The organism is Candidatus Krumholzibacteriota bacterium, from assembly GCA_016931295.1.
Taxonomy (GTDB): Bacteria; Krumholzibacteriota; Krumholzibacteriia; order Krumholzibacteriales; family Krumholzibacteriaceae; genus JAFGEZ01.
The window spans coordinates 59,081-77,573 of sequence record JAFGEZ010000032.1 but is presented as its reverse complement, the minus strand read 5'-3'; the positions used below and the strand labels follow the sequence as shown (position 1 = coordinate 77,573).

The 18,493-nt window shown below is 70.0% G+C and carries 11 protein-coding genes; 5 read left to right on the top strand and 6 right to left on the bottom strand.

Annotated features, from left to right (window positions below; all coding sequences use genetic code 11):
• Nucleotides 1-114: 114 nt before the first annotated feature.
• Entirely contained in the window at nucleotides 115-1,497 is a 1,383-nt protein-coding gene (locus JW876_08245; GenBank protein ID MBN1885496.1) for a hypothetical protein, read from the top strand.
• 10 nt (nucleotides 1,498-1,507) lie between these two features.
• Here the strand turns inward: JW876_08245 and JW876_08240 are convergent, their stop codons facing one another.
• Entirely contained in the window at nucleotides 1,508-4,618 is a 3,111-nt protein-coding gene (locus JW876_08240) for a hypothetical protein (GenBank protein ID MBN1885495.1), read from the bottom strand.
• Nucleotides 4,619-4,739: 121 nt separating this feature from the next.
• Nucleotides 4,740-7,850, bottom strand: coding sequence for a hypothetical protein (locus JW876_08235; protein MBN1885494.1), 3,111 nt, complete (start codon nucleotides 7,848-7,850; stop codon nucleotides 4,740-4,742).
• A gap of 394 nt (nucleotides 7,851-8,244) precedes the next feature.
• Here JW876_08235 and JW876_08230 point away from each other — a divergent pair, with 394 nt between their 5' ends.
• Genes JW876_08230 through ligA form a run of 4 tightly spaced genes read left to right on the top strand, consistent with a single transcriptional unit; the run spans nucleotide 8,245 to nucleotide 15,624 of the window.
• A complete protein-coding gene (locus JW876_08230) occupies nucleotides 8,245-9,483 on the top strand; it encodes a DUF4912 domain-containing protein (protein MBN1885493.1) in 1,239 nt (412 codons plus the stop codon).
• A complete protein-coding gene (locus JW876_08225; GenBank protein ID MBN1885492.1) occupies nucleotides 9,480-11,072 on the top strand; it encodes a DUF1957 domain-containing protein in 1,593 nt (530 codons plus the stop codon). Before JW876_08230 ends, JW876_08225 begins: the two co-directional genes overlap by 4 nt.
• Nucleotides 11,073-11,076: 4 nt before the next feature.
• Entirely contained in the window at nucleotides 11,077-13,557 is a 2,481-nt protein-coding gene (locus JW876_08220) for a DUF3536 domain-containing protein (protein ID MBN1885491.1), read from the top strand.
• 60 nt (nucleotides 13,558-13,617) lie between these two features.
• On the top strand, nucleotides 13,618-15,624 hold the full coding sequence (gene ligA, locus JW876_08215; protein ID MBN1885490.1) for an NAD-dependent DNA ligase LigA: 2,007 nt from the start codon (nucleotides 13,618-13,620) through the stop codon (nucleotides 15,622-15,624).
• On the opposite strand, the gene JW876_08210 is transcribed toward ligA, so the two are convergent.
• The 4 genes from JW876_08210 to JW876_08195 are packed head-to-tail and all read right to left on the bottom strand — an operon-like array spanning nucleotide 15,614 to nucleotide 18,481.
• A complete protein-coding gene (locus JW876_08210; protein ID MBN1885489.1) occupies nucleotides 15,614-15,781 on the bottom strand; it encodes a hypothetical protein in 168 nt (55 codons plus the stop codon). The genes ligA and JW876_08210 overlap by 11 nt on opposite strands.
• 55 nt (nucleotides 15,782-15,836) lie before the next feature.
• Nucleotides 15,837-16,805: a hypothetical protein gene (locus tag JW876_08205; protein MBN1885488.1), complete on the bottom strand. Its 969-nt coding sequence runs from the start codon at nucleotides 16,803-16,805 to the stop codon at nucleotides 15,837-15,839.
• Entirely contained in the window at nucleotides 16,805-17,587 is a 783-nt protein-coding gene (locus JW876_08200) for a hypothetical protein (protein ID MBN1885487.1), read from the bottom strand. Before JW876_08200 ends, JW876_08205 begins: the two co-directional genes overlap by 1 nt.
• A gap of 12 nt (nucleotides 17,588-17,599) precedes the next feature.
• Entirely contained in the window at nucleotides 17,600-18,481 is an 882-nt protein-coding gene (locus JW876_08195; GenBank protein ID MBN1885486.1) for a DUF3078 domain-containing protein, read from the bottom strand.
• Between the last annotated feature and the right edge of the window lie 12 nt (nucleotides 18,482-18,493).

The following is an 18,493-nucleotide window of genomic DNA, read 5'->3' as shown; positions in this document are numbered from 1 at the left end:
GTCCGGCACCTGTCGCCGCGGCCCGCCCGCCGCGTGCAACCTCCGCGCGCCGTCTGCGTAGAGATACCGTATGCGAGCCGACGACGCCCGAACGGGATATAGCGGAAAGGAAGCATGATGCCGAACCGGATGATCAGCCTGGCGATCGCCGCCCTCCTCCTTTTGCCGGGAGCGGCCGGCGCCGTCGACATCGATCTCGGTGACGACGGAAGCGACTGCCACCACTACAGCCTCGATCTCGCCGTGAACGACTGGGGGATCGGGTTCGGCAACTCGCCGCGCCTGCGGGGGATCAGACTGAACTTCCGGGACGAGTGCGTCGAGGAGGTCTACGGCCTCAACATCACGCTCTGGTCGCCGCGGCACGCCGACGACGCGGTGATCCGCGGCCTCTCGATCGGCCTCGCCGCCCCCGCCGCGGGCGAGCTCGGCGGGATCCAGCTGGGGGGCGCCGCGGTGATCGCCGGTTCCTCGCTCTCGGGAATCTCCGTCGGCGGGCTCGCCGTCATCTCCGGGGACCGGACCGCGGGGATCGCCATCGGCGGTCTCGCCACCGTCGCCGGCGAGATGACGGGGCTCTCGATCGGCGGACTGGCCAACGTCTCCGAGGGCCGCGTGACGGGAATCGCCCTCGGCGGACTGGCCAATGTGACCGAAGGCGACATGACGGGGCTCTCGATCGGCGGGCTGGCCAACGTCGCCGAGGGTGATCTGGTGGGAATCACGGCCGGCGGGCTGGCCAACGTCTCCGAGGGCCGCGTGAGGGGAATCGTTCTCGGCGGCCTCGCCAACGTGGCCGAAGGCGACATGAAGGGCCTCTCGATCGGCGGGCTGGCGAACGTCGTCGAGGGGGACATGGCGGGGTTCTCGTTCGGCGGCCTCGCCAACGTCGCCGAGGGCGACATGAAGGGCCTCTCGATCGGCGGACTGGCCAACGTCGCGGACGGCGAGATGCGCGGCCTCTCGATCGGCGGGCTCGCCAACGTCTGCACGCGCTCGATGCGGGGCATCAATATCGCCGGCCTCGCCTGCGTGGCCGAGCGGGATATCGCGGGGATCAGCGTGAGCGCCGGGATGCTCGACGCGATGGACCGGCTCGTCGGGATCTCGTTGGGCGGTATCGGCGTCGTCGGCTGGGACGAGGACGACGGGTTCACCTACGTCGGCATCCGCGCGGCAGAGGCGGGATTCCTCACCCTGCACGGGATCGACATCTCGATCGACGAGCGGATCGTCGGCCTCGCGGCGGCCGGGTTCCATATCGGCGCCGGGGAGATCGGCGGGATCGCCGCGGCGGGGATCCTCACCCGCGCCGACGTGGTGCGCGGCTGTACGACGGCGGCGGTGAACTACGTCGACGAGCTCCAGGTGGGCCTCTCGATCGGCCTCTTCAACTTCGCCGACGAACTCCACGGCGTGCAGCTCGGGCTCATCAACATCGCGAACAACAACCGGCGGTTCAGGGTGATGCCCCTCCTGAACCTCCACTTCGACTGAACGGACGCCGTCAGCGCAGCATGACCGTCTTCACCGTCTTCTCGTAGCCCGGCGCCTCGAAGCGGCAGAAGTAGACGCCGCTCGCCGCCTGCCGCCCGCCGTCGTTCCTGCCGTCCCAGCGCGCCTCGTAGCGTCCCGCCTCCCGCACCTCGTTCACCAGCGTGCGCACGAGCCGCCCGGCCACGTCGTAGATCCTGAGCCGCACGAGCCCCGCCGCCCGGAGCGAGAAGGGGATCGTCGTCACCGGGTTGAAGGGGTTCGGCCAGGCCCGCCCGAGGGCCGTCGCCGGCGGCGGCGCGTCGTCGCCGCCGGTGATGTCGGTGTTGAGATCCTGCCCGAAGAAGGAGAAGGCGTCGCCGACGATCCGGTGACGCACCGGCGGCACGCCCACCTCGGCGTCACGGGTGTACATCATCGAGAAGCCGCAGAGGATCGTCCGGATGTCGTAGCCGCAGTCGTTGACGCCCACCGAGTGGATCCCCGCGTAGCGGGGCACGCCGGCGTAGTCGGGGTAGGCGAGGGAGTATTCGCCGGCCCCCACCGTCTCGAACACGTCGAACCCGTTGATCACCGGGCACCCGCCGAAGACGTAGAAGCTGTCCCCCCACGTCGCGTGCCAGAAGGGATTGCTCCACGAGTCGACCGCTTTGACGAGCGGGCTCGCCGTGCCCCCGTCGACGAACCCGCCGGGGCCGCCGGAAAGCTCGAAGTAGCTGCCCCTCTCGAGCGCCGCGCCGCAGTAGGCGCAGAGGAGCGCGAGGGCCGCCGAGGCGGGATTCGCCTCGAGATCGGCCGCCAGGTCGTCGCCGAGGAGCCAGAGCCCGACGCCGTGATCGGAAAACTCCATCCAGTCGATGAGGGCCTGCGCGTCGTTGCTCTTGTCGCCCCACGGCACCGTGCCGGCGGTGACGACGCCGTCGGAGAGGTTGCCGCCGTCCCAGACGAGGGTCCGGTAGGCCCGGGTGAGATGGAAGTTCCTCGCCCGGCTCCCGGGGCCGTTCGAGACGAGCATGCTCGGCCCGTTGACGTCGTAGCGGTCGGGCTGGTTATCCGCCGGCAGGACGGCGTGGAACGCGGTCTCCCAGTAGTAGTACGGCGCGCCCATCACGAGGCCGCGACCGTGGAAGTCGTTCACGTAGAGGATGTCGCTCGCCAGCGTCGGCAGGCAGGTGACCTCGAACATCCGCTCGCGCCGCCAGTAGCCGGCCCGCGCCCACTCGGGGCAGGTCGTCTCGACGCCGTCATGATCGACCGCCGAGAAGTAGTACTCGATCTGGTAGCCGCGCGTGAAGAGCGAGTCGGCGAGATCGATCGAAAACCGGTCGGCGGCGACGCTGCCGCCCGCGCGCGCGTAGTCGCACTGGAGGACGGTCCACGTGCCGTCGTCGGAGACGTAGCGGCCGCATGAGCCGGCGAGAGCGGGCCCGGCGAGGTCGGGTTTCGGCGACAGGGGATCGCCGATGTACGTGCAGAGGACGTTGCAGTAGACCGTGGGCCAACCGTCGCCGGTCGAGTCGATTCCCCCGCCGGTCGGCGACCAGCAGGAGACGACGGCCGAGTCCCCCGGATCGATCGCGGGATCGCCGGCGGGGCGCAGGTCGAGCGCCGCGTCGATCCGCACCCAGCTCTCGAGGTTGAACTCCTCGCCGGGGAAGTTGTCCTGGAAGAGATCGACGTCGCGGTACGACCACTGCGGTCCCGACGTGCCGTAGCGGACGATCTCGACGTTGTCGTACCACGGGGCCGGAGTGTGATCGGAACAGCTGCCGTACTGCGGATACCACCAGGCGCACATGTCGACGACGCCGAGCATCACCTGGATCGTGTCGCACGCGGCGAGGTCGACGAAGGTGGAGAGGTCGCGGGTGGCCCGGTGGTAGCGCGTGTCCCAGTAGAAGTAGACGAAATTGTCCGTCTTCCAGATTCCCGGGCAGCCGTCGTTGATCTCGCGAACCGCCCAGTGCCAGTAGACGAGGTTGCCCATGGCGGGCGGGAGCCAGTCGTAGCTCATGGCGAGCCCGCCGAGCCCGGCGATCTCTTCGCCGGGGATCGGCGTGTCCTGGTTCTCCCTCCTGTCGGACGAGTACATCGCGAGGTCGATCGGGGGCGAGACGACCCCCTCGTCCTGGCAGGGGGGCTCGATGTTGCCGGGCCCGTAGCAGTACGGCGTATCGAAGAGGCCGGGTATCTCGTCGCTCGGGTAGGGGGCGCCGATGAAGAAGACGATCTGCGTTCCGAAATTGTCGTAGCAGGGATCGTCATCGTAGAAGAGATTGCTGTACAGGCCGCCGTAGGTGCCGAACGGAGGCTGGACGTCGCCGTGCCAGGGACCGACGCTCGTCGCCCCGTCGGGGGCCGACTCGAAGTCCTCGTAGAAGGACTGCCCCTCGAAGTCGGAGACGGTGATCGAGTCGATATGCGCGGCGCCTCGCGTCGGCCAGAGTCCGTCCTGGTCGCTCCAGGCGCCGTCGGAGGTGAAGCGGAAGCGGAGCTTCGTGCCGCAGCGGCCGGGGAAGAAGGTGGCGCTCGCCACCGTGTCGACCGAGCCGGAGAAGCTCAGGGCCTCCTCCCAGGTTCCGTTCCCGCCGTCGTACTCGAGGGCGAGCCGGTCGATGCCCGGCTCGGTGTCGACGACGGCCCGGAACGAGACCGTCACCTCGCCGAAGTACTTGTAGGGGCTCCACATCGAGAAGGCCTGGTCCCAGTTGTTGCCGTACCCCGGCGCGCTCACCCACGAGCAGGTGTAGGCGTCGTTTCCCGGCGCCACCCCGCACCAGAGGGACTTCGTTCCCTCGAGGGGGCCGGGGAGGCCGGCGAGTTCCGGCTCGAGGTAGTCCTCGACGTGCCAGAAGGTGTCAACCTGCGCGGAAAAGTCGACCTGCGTCCAGCCCTGCCAGTCCATCGGCTCGAAGTCGAAATATACGAGGACGTACTCGGTGCGCGTCATCGCCGTCTCGAGCGGCGGCAGCCCCTCCTCCCAACCGGGAATCGCGGCGTAGTCGATCTCCTCCTCGTAGACCGGCCGGTAGGGCAGCGGGCGCCGGATCGTCTCGCGTCCCGACGCGCCCGCGGCGAGCAGGGTCAGCGTGCAGACGGCGAGCGCAGCGATTGCTCGTCTCATACGGTCCCCCTTGTGTGCGCACCCCCCCCTCGCACCGGAGCGACAGGGGACGCCCGCGTGATGGGTCTCCTCCTCGTCTCCGTGGGACGACCCGCGTTGGACGATTTCCCCGGGGGAATCGTCAGCGCAGCAAGACCGTCTTCACCGTCTTCTCGTAGCCCGGCGCCTCGAAGCGGCAGAAGTAGACGCCGCTCGCCGCATCGCGCCCGCCGGCGTTCCGCCCGTCCCAGCGCGCCTCGTACGTGCCGGCGGGACGCACCTCGTCGACCAGGGTGCGCACGAGCCGCCCGGCGGCGTCGTAGATCCTGAGGCGCGCCCGTCCCCGCTCGTGGAGCGAGAAGGAAATCGTCGTCACCGGGTTGAAGGGGTTCGGCCAGGCCCGGCCGAGGGTCGTCGCCGGCGGCGGTGCATCGTCGTCGCCGGTGATGTCGGCGGGGCTGTCGCCCGCGTTGAGCCAGCCGCGCATGACGTCTCGGTAGACGATCGTGCGCATCATCGGGCTCCCCCCCTCGATCTCGCGCAGGAACATCCAGCTGAAGCCGAACCACATCGTGCGGACCGTCGCCCCCCGCGAGTTGACCCGCTCCGCGCGGATCCCGGCGGCGTGGATCGCGCCGCCATGCTCGGGGTAGTCGAAGGAGGCGAGCCCCGGTCCCGTCGGCTCGAGGACGTCGAAATCGTTCAGGATCGGGCAGCCCCCGAAGCAGTAGACGCTGTCCCGCCACGTCGTATGCCAGAGGGGGTTGAACGCGTCGTCGGTCCCGACGATCTCCGGCACGACGACGCCGCCCCCCTCGAGCCCGCCGGTGAGGTCGAAGTAGCTGTCGCCCGCGAGCGAGACGCCGCACCAGTCGGCGAGGAGCTCGGCGGCGACGGGCGACGGGGAATTGGAAAGATCGTATGCCGCGTTGTCGCCGAGCACCCAGAGGCCGGCGTAATCGTCGGCGACGTTGTCGAGGAAGCCGACGAGGAGCCCGGCGTCGTCGCTCTTCTCGCTGTCCATCGTGCCGTCGCAGATGACACCGTCCGACAGGATGCCCCCGTCCCAGACGATCGCCCGGTAGGCGGCGAGGAGATGCGCCAGCCGCGCGCGCGAGGCGAGGCTGTTGCCGACGAGGGACGACGGGGAGTTCACGTCGTAGCGGTCGGGGAAGGTCTCCTCGGACATCGCGGCGAAGGTGTCGTCGAAAAAGTCCTCGACGACGCCCGCCCGCGAGCCGATGCCATGGAAGTCGTCGACGTAGAGGATGTCGGTGGTCAGCGTGGGCAGGCAGGTGAACTCGAAGAACGGGGAACACTTCGGGTAGCGGCTCGCCGCAAGATCCTCCGCATCGGCCGGGAGGGTCGTCGTCTCCCCCGCCCGGTCCGTGGCCGAGAAGTAGTACTCCACCAGGTAGCCGCGGGTGAAGAGCGAATCGTTCAGGTCGATCGCGTACCGGCCGGGGACGACGTTCCAGTTGCCCGTTCTGGCGAAGTCGCACTGGAGCACGGTCCACGCGCCGTTGTCGGAAACGTAGCGCCCGTACGAGCCGGCGAGCAACGGCCCGGCGAGGGCGGGTTTCGGAGAGAGCGGATCGCCGACGTACGCGCACCTCACGTGGCAGTAGACGGCCGGCCAGCCGTCTCCCGTCGTGTCGATCCCCCCGCCGAGAGGCGAGTCGCAGGTGACGACGGCCGTGTCGCCCGGATCGACAACGGGATCGTCGCAGGGCCGCATGTCGTTCGCCGCGTCGGCGCGCACCCAGCCTTCCAGGTCGTCCGTGCCGGGGAAGTTGTCCTGGAAGAGATCCAGGTCGCGCCAGCTCCACTGGGGGCCGCGCCGGGTGTACCGGACGAGCCGCACGTTGTCGTAGTAGGGCGAGGTGGTGTGCTCGGCGCAATTGCCGTAGACCAGGTACCACGAGGCGCACATGTCCAGCGCTTCGAGGATCACCTGGACCGTGTCGGCGTCGCCGACGAGGCCGCCGACCTCGAAGACGGCGTGCTGGACGCTGCGATCGGAGCCCCCGTAGCCGAATCCGAAGTCCTCCCAGGGGCGGGGACACCCGTTCTCGACGGCGCGGATCATCCAGTTGGCGAAGACGAGGTTGCCGTAGGGCAGGTCCTTGTACCAGTCGAACTCGAGGCGGAGTCCGCCCATCCACGCGAGCTCGCCCGCGGGGATCGCCGCGTCCTGCGTCCCGCCGCCCGCGGAGGAATATCGCGTGATGTCGATCGGCGGTGAGACGATCCCCTCCTGCTGGCAGGGGGTCTCGATCCCGCCCCCGCCCGCGCAGAAGGGGGTGTCGAAGAGACCGGGGAACTCGTCGCTCGGCACGCCGGAACCGACGAAGAAGACGACCTGCCGCGAGAGGTTGTCGCTGCAGGGGTCGGCGTCCTGGAGATTCGCCACGAGACCCGAGTACGTCCCGAAGGGCTCCTTGACGTCGGCCCGCCAGAAGCCGTCGGGGAGCGCGCCGTCGGCGTATCCCTCGAAGTCCTCGTAGTGGACGAGTTCGTCGTCGTCCCACACGGAGATGCTGTCGATGTGGGCGGCGCCGTCCGTGTCCCAGAGCCCGTCCTGGTCGCTCCAGGCGCCGTCGGAGGTGAAGCGGAAGCGGAGCTTCGTGGCCGCGAGCGGCACGGGCACGGCGAGCGTGACCGACGGCAGCGCCTGCTCGCCGTCCCAGCCTTCGATCTCCTCCCACACGCCGAGCCCGGCGTCGTACTCGAGGGCGAGCCGTTCGAAGCCCTCCTCGCAGTCGACCGCGCCCGTGAAGGAGATCCACACGGGGCCGTCCACGAAGAACTTGTCCGACACGAGCCGCTGGTCCCACCCGTTGCCGTAGCCGGGGGCGGCGGCCCAGCCGCAGGTGTACTCGTCGGCGCCTCCGATGGCGCCGCACCACGCCGACTTCTCCCCCTGGAGCGGGCCGGGGAACCCGGCGAGGGCCGGCTCGAGGTAGTCCTCGACGTGCCAGAAGGTGTCGGGCTGCGCCGTGCCGTCGACGCGCGTCCACCCCTGCCAGCCGCTCTCGAAATCGAAGAAGACGTTCGTGTACTCCCGGTACCACGCGCCGAGCGCCGGGCGATCGGCCGCCGCGGCGTCGGAAACAGCCATCCCGGCGAAGGCGTCGGGCGGGATGTACCGGACGATCCGGCGCGTCTCCGGGGCGGCTTCGCGCGCCGGCGCGGGGCCGGTCGTTGCGAGGAGCAGGCAGCATGATACGATCAGGGTGACGGTGAGCCTCATCGCGATCCCCCTCCACGGGCGAAGCCCCGCATGCCGCGGCTTGCCGGCCGGAACGGACGGATCCTCCTGTAAAAAACGAATGTGCACGGGAGTGAGAAGAGGGCAGGGGGTGGGGACCGGCCGGCGGCACGGGCCGCCGGCCGGACGCCGCGCCGACGTCGCACACCGGTGCAGACATCCAGCCGCTACCGCACTATTGTAGCACCGATGGGTGGAATGTGCAACCATTCCATTGTCGATCAACGGATTAGGAACGATTCGCGGCGCTGTGCCGCACGGGTCCTTCCCTCGTCTCCCCTCTGTCCGTCCGGGGCGCGTGCAGCCCGGCGCTTTGGCCTTGACAGAACAGGCCGGCGGCCCTTTCATTGTGTACACGGGAGAAAGGAGAGCAGCGATGAACAGGGACGAACTGAAGCGGATGACGAAGGACGAGCTCGTCGCCCTCGCGCGCCGGCGCGGTCTCGGGGGGACCGCGCGGATGCGCAAGGACGCCCTCGTCGAGATGCTCGCCGGCGCGAAGGCGGCGGCGAAGCCGAAACAGGCCGCGGCAACGGGGAAGGCGGCGCCCGCGACACCGGCGGAAAAGAAGGCCGCTGCGGCGAAGAAGAAGCCAGGCGGGGCGAAGGCGGCGCCGAAGAAGGCCGCCGCGAAGAAAACCGCGGCGACGAAGGCGGCCGCGAGGAAGGCCGCGCCGAAACGCGCGACCGTCGCGAAGCGGAAGCGGGCGGCGAAGCCCGCCGCGCGCGAGGCGGAACCCGGCCGCCGGACGATCCGCGAGAAAGCCGTGGCGAGCAAGTACTACCTCGGCGCCGAGGAGCGCGCGATGCCCCCCGTCGAGGCCACGCGCGTACCCGAGACGTACGGGAGCACGCGGATCGTCGCGATGGTCCGCGACCCCCACTGGCTCTTCGCCTACTGGGAGATCGCCCCGGCGGCCCTCGCCGAGGCGGAGACGCGCTTCGGCGACGACCGGCCGCGGTGCCGCATGATCCTGCGCGTTTTCGACCGGGGCCCCGGCCCGACGACCCACGCCGACGTCGAGCTTGCCGGCGGGGCGCGCAACTGGTACCTCAACGTCGATCCCGGCCGGCACTACCGGATCGCGATCGGCCTCCTCGGCCCGGACGGCCGTTTCGAGGAGATCGCGATCTCCGGCGACATCGAGACGCCGCGCGCCGGCGTGAGCGACGTCGTCGACGACCGCTGGATGGTCCCCGACGAGGAGTTCCGGCGCATCGTCGCCGCCTCCGGCGGCTTCGACGCGGCCCGCCCCGGCGCCTCCGGCGAGATGCGCGAGCAGATCGAGCGCCGCCTCCTCGAGCAGATGGGATCGGGGGCCGTCTCGAGCCTCGGCAGCGGCGCCATGCCCGGACCCGCAAGGAAACGCGCCTTCCGGCTGTGGGTGGCCACCGAGCTGATCCTCTACGGGGCCACCGAGCCCGACGCCCGCGTCACGGTGCAGGGCGAGGAGATCGCCCTCCGCGGCGACGGCACCTTCTCGCTGCGCTTCGCCCTTCCCGACGGCGCGATCGACCTTCCCGTCGTCGCCACATCCGGCGACGGCGTCGAGGAGCGCGCGATCGACACGGCGGTCCGCAAGAAGTCGAAGGAGAAAGCGCCGGTGATCCGATGAAGAGGGACCCGAAGGGCTACCTGTCGATGGTGCTGCACACGCACCTGCCCTACGTGCGGCATCCCGAGTACGAGGAGTTCCTCGAGGAGGACTGGTTCTTCGAGGCGATGACGGAGACCTACATCCCCATCGTCGAGGCCTTCGACCGCCTCGTCGAGGAGGGCGTCGACTTCCGCGTGACGATGTCGCTCACGCCGACCCTCCTCTCGATGATGAGCGACCCGCTCCTCCAGTACCGCTACCTGCGCCATCTCAACAAGCTCATCGACCTCGCCGCCAGGGAGATTGAGCGGACCCGCTGGATGCCCGAGTTCCACGAGCTGGCGCTGATGTACCACTGGAAGCTGACGCGCGCGCGGCAGATCTACCTCGAGCGCTACAACAGCCGGATCGTCCCGGCCTTCCGCCGCTTCCAGGATCTCGGCGTGGTCGAGGTGATCACCTGCGGCGCCACGCACGGCTTCCTCCCGCTCATGCCCAACCGGACGGCGGCCCGCGCGCAGGTGCTGATCGCCGCCGACCACTACGAGAAGCACTTCGGCCGCCGCCCGCGCGGGATCTGGCTCCCCGAGTGCGGCTACGCCCCCGGCGTGGACGAGATCCTCAAGGAGGCGGGGATCCGCTACTTCTTCACCGACACGCACGGGATCCTCTTCGGCTCGCCTCGCCCGCGCTACGGCGTGTTCGCCCCGGTCTGGTGCCCGTCGGCCGTCGCCGCCTTCGGCCGCGACATGGAATCCTCCAAGCAGGTCTGGAGCGCGCACGAGGGCTACCCCGGCGACTACGAGTACCGCGAGTTCTACCGCGACGTGGGCTTCGATCTCGACTACGACTACATCCGGCCCTACCTCCATCCAGACGGCAACCGGATCAACCTCGGGATCAAGTACTACCGGATCACCGGCCCCGGCGAGGGCAAGGCGCCCTACCGGCCCGCCTACGCCCGCGAGAAGGCCGCGATGCACGCGGGGAACTTCATGTTCAACCGCGAGAAGCAGGTGGAGTGGCTGAACGGCCTCCTCGGCGTCCGGCCGATCGTCGTCTCCCCCTACGACGCCGAGCTCTTCGGGCACTGGTGGTACGAGGGGCCCGAGTGGCTCGAGTTCCTCTTCCGCAAGCTCCACTTCGACCAGGAGACGATCGAGCCGATCACGCCGAGCGAGTACCTCGAGCGGCACCCGAAGCTCCAGGTTGTCTCCCCCTCGATGTCCTCGTGGGGACACAAGGGCTACTGCGAGGTCTGGCTCGAGGGAAGCAACGACTGGATCTACCCGCACCTGCACATGGCCGCCGACCGCATGGTCGAGCTGGCCGGCCGCGCCCCCCAGGCGGAGGGGCTCATGCGCCGGGCGCTCAACCAGGCGGCCCGCGAGCTCCTGCTCGCCCAGAGCAGCGACTGGGCCTTCATCATGAAGACGGGGACGATGGTCGAGTACGCCCGCAAGCGCACGATGGATCACGTGGCCCGTTTCAACCGGCTCTACGAGGACATCCTCGGCGGACGCGTCAACGAGGGGTGGCTCGCCGAGGTGGAGACGCGGGACAACATCTTCCCCGACATCGACTACCGGGTCTACCGGGAGGCGTAGGCCGATGGAGCGCGGCGACGGCAGACGCTTCCTCGTGATCCACGGCCATTTCTACCAGCCGCCGCGGGAGAACCCGTGGACCGAGCGGATCGACCGCCAGGAGGGGGCCGCGCCCTGGCAAGACTGGAACGAAAAGATCGCAGCCGAGTGCTACGAGCCGAACACCGTCTCGCGCCGTCTCGACGGCTACGGCCGGATCACCTCCATCGTGGACAACTACCGCCGCATCTCCTTCAACTTCGGCCCGACGCTTTTCTCGTGGATCGAGGCGAACCACCCCGACCTCCTCCGGCGGATCGCCGAGGCGGACCGGGCGAGCGCGGAGGCGAACGGCGGGCACGGCAACGCGATCGCGCAGGCATGGGGACACGTCATCATGCCCCTCGCCTGCCGGCGCGACCAGGAGACGCAGCTCCGCTGGGGCGTCCGCGACTTCGAGCGCCGCTTCGGCCGCTCTCCCGAGGGGATCTGGCTTCCCGAGACGGCGATCAACGATACGACCCTCGAACTCGTCGCCGCACACGGTTTCCGCTTCGTCGTCCTCTCCCCCTACCAGGCGCTGTCGATCCGCCCCCTCGGGCGCGGCGGCCGATGGAAGGAGGTTGCCGACGGATCGATCCCCACGGGGCGGGCCTACCGCTGCTTCGCCGGCGGAACGCGGCGCGGGCCCTCGGTCGACGTCTTCTTCTACGACGCGCCGCTCGCCACCGACGTGAGCTTCAACCACCTCCTGCGCAACGGCGACCGCTTCGCCGACGCCGTCGACGCCGCCTACGCGCGTACGGGCGGCGACCTCGTCGTCGTCGCCACCGACGGCGAGGTCTACGGCCACCACGAGCCCTTCGCCGATATGGCCCTCTCCTACCTCGTCGAGCATGCCGCCGCCGAGCGCGGGATCGAGCTGGTCAACTTCGGCCGCTACCTCGACGAGCACGAGACCGCCTGGGAGGTGCGTCTCAAGCCGGGGCGCGACGGCGAGGGGACGGCGTGGTCCTGCTCGCACGGCGTCGGGCGCTGGAAGGAGGATTGCGGCTGCAACACCGGGGCATCCCCCGGCTGGAACCAGCGGTGGCGCGCGCCGCTGCGCCGGGGTCTCGACCGGCTCCGCGATTTCCTCGGCGGCATCTTCTCCTCCGAGGCAGCCGGGCTCCTCGCCGATCCGTGGCAGGCCCGCGACGAGTACATCGATCTCCTCCTCGACCGGTCGCCGGAACACGCGGCGCGCTTCGTCGACGAGCGCGCCGTGCGCCCGCTGAACGACGACGAGCGTTCGCGCGCCCTCGCGCTGCTCGAGATGCAGCGGCACGCGATGCTGATGTTCACCTCGTGCGGATGGTTCTTCAACGACATCTCGGGGATCGAGACGATCCAGATCCTGCGCTACGCGGCCCGCGCGATCGAGCTGGCCGGCGAGCGGCACCGCGAGCATCTCGAGGCGGTCCTCCTCGACGAGCTGGCCCGTGCGCAGAGCAACGTGTCGCGCGCGGGGACGGGTGCCGACGTCTACCGCAGGGCGCGCGACGGGGCCCGCGTGGGCGCGGCCGACGTCGTCGGGCATCACGCGATCCTCGCCGACCTCTTCGGTTTAAACGAGGCGAGTCGCCTCTTCAACCACGACATCCTCCCGATCGACACGTCCGCGCAGGCCGTCGGCGATGACCGCCTCGTGGCCGGAACGGTCGAGCTCCGCTCGTCGATCACGCTCGAGCGGAGCCGATGGGCGTACCTCCTGCTCGCCGAGTCTCTCCCGTCCATCGAATGCCGGCTCCGGCTTCTCCAGGACGGCGAGGAGACGCCGGCGGCGGCGACGATCCTCGGGGAAACGGCGCCGGCGGCGGGCGGATCGCCGCGGGCGGCCCTCGACGCCTTCGGCGGCCGGCGATTCCTTCTGCGCCACCTCTCCGCGGAAGAGCGCCTGCGCGCCCTCCGCCACCTGACCCGCCGCCGCATGGACGTCCTCGTGGAACGGTTCGCCGGCGTCTACGAGGAGAACCGCGACCTGCTGCGGCTGCTTCACCGCGCATCGATCGAGCCGCCCGACTCCCTGCTCGCCACGTCGCGCGCCGTCCTCTCCTCGCAACTCGCCGGCGCCCTCGCCTCCTGGGACCGCTCGCTCAGCCCGGCCGGTCTCGACACCGTCGCCGCGATCGCCGGGGAGGCGGCCGACTGCGGCATCCCGCTCGACCTCTCCCCCGCCGCCGACCGCGTGAGCGAGCTCGTCGCCGAAACGATCCGCTCGCTCGGCGACGGCCGCGGCGGCGTCGCGGCGCTCCGCTCTTTCCTCGCCGCGGGGGACACGATCGGCCTCGTGCTCGACGACCGCGGCATCCAGAACGCGCTGTACCCCCTCATCGAGGAATTCCGCGAGCGCCTCGCGACGGCGTCGCTTGCCGGAGAGGCTGACCTGGCCGCCGCCGCCGATCTCCTCGCCATCGCCGAGCGTTTCAACTTCGACGTCGACGCAATGCGGGAACGGCTTGGGTAACCCGCCGGCCTCGTTGTATACTCTCTTTCGCCGGCCGCCGCAGCGGCCGCGGGAGGAGCGATGGACAGGAACGAGGCCACCGGGCGCATCGAGGCCCTGCGCAAAAAGATCCGCGAGCACGACCGCCGGTACTACGTCGACGCCGCGCCGACGATCGCCGATGCCGCCTACGACGCGCTCCGCCGCGAGCTCGCCCGGCTCGAGGAGGCATTCCCCGATCTCGTCACCCCCGATTCCCCCACGCAACGCGTCGGCGCGCCGCCCCGGAGCGAGCTGCCGAAGGTCGAGCACCTGCGGGCGATGTTGAGCCTCGAATCGGTCGTCGACACGGAGGAGGCGCGCGAGTTCGACCGCCGCGTACTGCGCGGCCTCGGCCGCGAGCGCGTCGACTATGTCGCCGAGCCGAAGTTCGACGGCCTCTCACTCGAGCTCGTCTACGAGCAGGGGCTGCTCGCGCGAGCCGCCACCCGCGGCGACGGCCAGGTCGGCGAGGAGGTCACTCCGAACGCGCGCACGATCGACTCGGTGCCGCTCCAGCTCGCCGGGGGCGCGCCGCCCCGACTCGCCGTCCGCGGCGAGGCGCTCATGCAGCTCGCCGACTTCCGCCGTCTCAACCGGCGAATGACCGAGCTCGGGCAGAACGCCTTCGCCAACCCGCGCAACGCCGCCGCCGGCTCGATCCGGCAGCTCGACTCGCGGATCACGGCCGAGCGCCCCCTCACCTTCTTCGCCTACGGGATCATGCTCATCTCGGGCGCGCCGGCGCCGGCCACGCACGCGGCCGAGCTCGATCTCCTCGCCACCTGGGGCTTCCGCGTGGACGAGCGCCGTCGCCGCTGCCCGTCGATCGAGGAGGCGATCGCCTTCCACGCCGAGCTGGCCGCGACGCGGGACGATCTCCCCTTCGAGATCGACGGCGTCGTCGTCAGCGTCGACGAGCGGGCGGCCCGCGAGGCGCTCGGCGAGCGCTCCCGCTCGCCCCGCTGGTCGATCGCCCTGAAGTTCGAGCCGCGCAAGGAGGTGACGACGGTCGAGGAGATCGTCGTGCAGGTGGGGCGCACGGGCAAGCTCACCCCGGTGGCCCTGCTGCGCCCGGTGGACGTGAGCGGCGTGACGGTGAGCCGCGCCACGCTCCACAACGCCGGCGAGGTGACGCGAAAGGACGTGCGGGCGGGAGACACGGTGCGTATCCAGCGCGCCGGCGACGTCATCCCCGCCGTCGTCGAGCGCATCCCGCGCGAGGGGGAGACGCGCGCCGAGCCTTTCCTCATGCCGGCGAGCTGCCCCGCCTGCGGCGCGGCGGTGGAAAAGGAGGGCGCGCTCCATTTCTGCCCGAACGGGCTCGCCTGCCCAGCGCAGCTCCGCCGCGGCATCGAGCACTTCGTCTCGCGCGGCGCCCTGGACGTGACGGGGCTCGGCACGAAATCGGTGGGGACGTTCGTCGAGCGCGGCCTCGTCCGCGGCGTCGCCGATCTCTTCCGCCTGCGCCGCGAGGATCTCGTCGAGCTCGAGGGGTTCGGGGACACCTCCGCCGACAGCCTCCTCGCCGCCCTCGAGAAGGCGAAGCGGATCCCCCTCGACCGCTTCCTCTACGCGCTGGGGATCAGGAATGTCGGCGAGCACGTCGCCCGGCTCCTCGCCGCCCGCTTCGGCACGCTCGAGGCGATCGCCGCGGCGGACGAGGAAGCGCTTCTCGCCGTGCGCGAGGTCGGCCCCGAGGTGGCGCGCCGCGTGGTGGAGTTCTTCGGCGCGGTGCGCTCGCGCGGGCTCCTCGACGAGCTAGACGGGCTCGGCGTCGAGGTGCTCGCCGTCGAGCAGACCGACGAACCGGCCCTCCTCGAGGGGAAGACGTTCGTCTTCACCGGATCGCTCGAACGCTACACGCGCGAGGAGGCAGGCCGCATCGTCGAGCAGCTCGGCGGGCGGGCCGCGAAGAGCGTCAGCAAGAAGACCGATTACGTCGTCGCGGGGCCGGGGGCCGGTTCGAAGGCGGAGAAGGCGCGCACGCTCGGCGTGCCGGTGATCTCGGAGGAGGAGTTCGCGGCCCTCGTCGAGGCTACTCCTTGAGCGTGAGCGGTCCGCCGCAGCAGGTGAACTCGCAGGGCTCGGCGGCGCAGTCGCTTCCCTCGCCGCACTCGCTGCACTCGGCGACGACCTCGAGCTCGAGTCCGCAGTCCTCGCAGCGCCAGATCTGGCCCTTCTTCATCTCGTGACATTCCGGCATCGTCTTCCTCCTTGTTCGGGATCTATTCCAGTATAGCGCCGCCGCCCGGGTTCCGTCAACGAAGCCGTTCCTCCCCCGTGTCCCGCTTCACGCCGCCCCAGGTGGCGGGCTGGACGGCGGTCGTATCCCCCGGCCAGCCGGCCAGGGCCGCGGCGAGGCGCCAGAAGGCGCGGGCCTTCTGTTCGCAGCTCTCGAAGGTCGTATGCGACGACTCGTCGCCGACGAACCGGGGATGCTCCACGGGGATCGTGTCCGTGCCGAGGACGTAGTACGAGAAGGACCACGCCCCGGCGAGGGAATCGTACCACCAGCAGTCGAGATCGGCGAAGTCGTAGAGGACGCGGCTCTCCGCGCGGCAGAAGTTCCGGATCGTCTCGTTACAGAGCCACCGGTTGCGCCCCGCCTCGCCGGTGGCCTGCGCGTTCCCCGTCATGTAGACGAAGACGACGCCGGGATGCGTCGCCTCGAGCGCGCTCATCGAGTCGAGATACGCGGCCACCTCCCCAGCATCGTAGTTGTCGAGCTCGGTGCACCACGCGAAAACCGAGACGTCGATCGCCGGCTCGGCGGCGAGCACGGCGCGCGTTTCGGCCATGCCGGCGGCGGTCGCCCAGTAGAGGTCCGGCGTGACGTACGTCTCCGTCGCCTGTCCGTTGAAGATGCACAGCGCGCCTGGCACGGCGGGAAGGGCGTTGTTCTCGTAGGCGTAGCGGAAGGCGTCGTCGCCGTCGGCGATCCGTCCGAGGCCGGTGGGGACCTGTCCGCCGTGGGAGGTATGCGCGTACTGTATGCGCACGAGCGCCTGGGCGGAATCGATCCATGCCGGGGAGAGGACCTGGAGATCGGTCTGGCGATGGTCGATGACGAAAGGGCCGTCCCGCGCGGGAAGCTGCGCCCGCGGGGCGGACGCGCCGAGAGCCACGGCGAGGGCGGCGGCGAGGGCCGCCGTCGCCCGCCGCCCGCGGCGGGCCCGGCCCCGCCCCCCGGCGAGAGGGAGTCGGAACGGGTACCCTCCGGTGTCCATCACTCTCCCGTCGTGCTCGATGTGTCGCCCCGCCCCTCGATCACGGCGGCGATCCGCCGGCCGAGAAGCGGCGCCACGCGCGCGGCGAAGGCCTCTGCGGGATGCGAGTTCGCCGGTCCGCGCGCGTTCTCCTCCTTCAGGTACAGTCCGCCCTCCGTCTCGAGGAGGCGGAAATCCCAGACGAATATGTTGTCTCCCGGCTCGTCCCATTCCTCGCGCACCCACCGGGCGAAGCTGTCGGCGCGCGCGGCCTCCCCGGCATCCGTCAGGCCGGCGACGAGGGCCGGCGGCGTCCACACGAGAAAACGCGTGCCGGGGAAGGAGCGCATCTTGTCTCGCAGGGCATCGTACTGGAGCCGGTAGTTTTCGAGGCGCTTCTCCGGCGAGGCCGCGTCGGCCCGATCCGTGTCGGGTTCGACGGCGCTCACCGGGAAACAGTGCTTCAGGACGACGACGTCGTACCGGGCGGCGAGGATCTCGAGGGTCGGCTCCTCCATGTACGGCTCGTCGCCCGCGTGGGCGACCCAGATGTTCCAGTAGTCGTGGGGGTAGTTGTTCCAGCCGTACGGCTTCTCGCGCGGGAATTCGCGCTCCTCGATGCGCACGGCGCGCCCGTCGGGGGTCCGGTAGCCGCGGAAGAAGCGCTTCACGCCGGCGTCCCAGACGACCCGCCCCGTGCTGTGGTGCAGGAAGACGACGCGGACCGCGTCCCCGCCGCCGCACCCGGACAGGCCGAGGGCGGCGAGGAGCCCCGCGGCGACCGATCGCACGAACCGTCGCATCGCGCCCCTCCCCTACATGAACTTGTACGTGACGCCGAGGGCGAGGATCTCCTTGAAGCGCCCCTTCAGGTCGACGTCCTTGTCGTAGAGCAGCTCCACGTAGAGGCTCACCATGAGGTACTTCGTGATCCCGGCGGTGAAGAGGTTCTCCCACTTCACGTCGGTGGATTTCCAGTAATCCTCGTTCGGCAGCCCCGAGATCGCGTCCGCCTCGGAGTAGTAGATCGCCTGGAAGGCGGTGAGCTTCGACCCGTAGGTGATCCGCTCGCCGGCGAGGTTCGTCTTGAACTCGGCATCGAAGAGCAGGCCGAGGTCGTTCGTCGTCTCGGTGGCCCGTTCGAGGGTAACCGGGTCGAGCCGGTCACGGTCGATGAACTGGCGCGCCGCGCCGCCGAGGCGGATGACGAGGTCGCGCGTCTCCTCGTCGATGAGAACGCGGGCGATACCGGCGCTCTCGGTGATCTTGAGCGGGTTGACGTAGCGGTCCTTCGTCCGATCGCTCTGATCGACGAACTGCGACTCGAGCCGCACGCCGGCGTAGGGATCGACGGTCGACCCGAGCGTGAAGCGGAGCACCGACTCGAAGTCGATGAGGTCGGTCGACTTGGCCGGGCGGCTCCAGTTCTTCGTCTCGACGTCCTGGTTGTGCGTCTGCCCGAACTGCAGCTTCAGTGTGTTCCCGCTGTGCATCAGGTCGCCGAGCTGCTTCTCGAAGAGGGAGACGGAGGTGAAGGCCCACGAGATCGCGCCCGTCTCGCCGCCGACCCAGTTGTCGCTGTAGGCGTTCTGCGTGAGGGTGAGGTTGGCCTCCACCGATTTCTTCCACGGTTCGGCGCCGGCGGGTGCCGCGGCGATGAGGATCGCGATCGCCAGGATCGCCAGTGTGCGCATCATGTCCGTTCCTTT

What these genes read in the sequence shown, in the direction of transcription:
- JW876_08245 (MBN1885496.1), top strand. Translation starts at nt 115, where the DNA reads ATGATGCCGAACCGGATGATCAGCCTGGCGATCGCCGCCCTCCTCCTT.
- JW876_08240 (MBN1885495.1), bottom strand. Translation starts at nt 4,618, where the DNA reads ATGAGACGAGCAATCGCTGCGCTCGCCGTCTGCACGCTGACCCTGCTC.
- JW876_08235 (MBN1885494.1), bottom strand. Translation starts at nt 7,850, where the DNA reads ATGAGGCTCACCGTCACCCTGATCGTATCATGCTGCCTGCTCCTCGCA.
- JW876_08230 (MBN1885493.1), top strand. Translation starts at nt 8,245, where the DNA reads ATGAACAGGGACGAACTGAAGCGGATGACGAAGGACGAGCTCGTCGCC.
- JW876_08225 (MBN1885492.1), top strand. Translation starts at nt 9,480, where the DNA reads ATGAAGAGGGACCCGAAGGGCTACCTGTCGATGGTGCTGCACACGCAC.
- JW876_08220 (MBN1885491.1), top strand. Translation starts at nt 11,077, where the DNA reads ATGGAGCGCGGCGACGGCAGACGCTTCCTCGTGATCCACGGCCATTTC.
- ligA (MBN1885490.1), top strand. Translation starts at nt 13,618, where the DNA reads ATGGACAGGAACGAGGCCACCGGGCGCATCGAGGCCCTGCGCAAAAAG.
- JW876_08210 (MBN1885489.1), bottom strand. Translation starts at nt 15,781, where the DNA reads ATGCCGGAATGTCACGAGATGAAGAAGGGCCAGATCTGGCGCTGCGAG.
- JW876_08205 (MBN1885488.1), bottom strand. Translation starts at nt 16,805, where the DNA reads ATGGACACCGGAGGGTACCCGTTCCGACTCCCTCTCGCCGGGGGGCGG.
- JW876_08200 (MBN1885487.1), bottom strand. Translation starts at nt 17,587, where the DNA reads ATGCGACGGTTCGTGCGATCGGTCGCCGCGGGGCTCCTCGCCGCCCTC.
- JW876_08195 (MBN1885486.1), bottom strand. Translation starts at nt 18,481, where the DNA reads ATGATGCGCACACTGGCGATCCTGGCGATCGCGATCCTCATCGCCGCG.